Consider the following 278-nt stretch of genomic DNA (forward strand, 5'->3'; position numbering starts at 1 on the left):
CCAGGCTATAGAGAAGGCTATCAGCGCTCTGCCCGACTACACATCGAAGCTTGAGGCTATAGAGAAGGCACTCACATCGCAGACTCTGGAGCTGAAGGACAAGCTCGCTGCTATCGAGGCTATGATGAAGAATCAGTCTATCATGCTCAACGACCGTCTCGAGGCGCTTGAGAAGGCTATCAAGTCGCTGCCCGACTACACCGACAAGCTCCAGGCTATAGAGAAGGCTATCAGCGCTCTGCCCGACTACACATCGAAGCTTGAGGCTATAGAGAAGG

The 278-nt window shown here is 53.2% G+C and carries 1 pseudogene; it reads left to right on the forward strand.

Going from position 1 to position 278, the window contains the following annotated elements:
• A pseudogene (locus tag I6E38_RS15210) lies at positions 1-278 on the forward strand (hypothetical protein); the annotation flags it as partial.

This window comes from Leyella stercorea (genome assembly GCF_021531355.1).
GTDB lineage: Bacteria > Bacteroidota > Bacteroidia > Bacteroidales > Bacteroidaceae > Prevotella.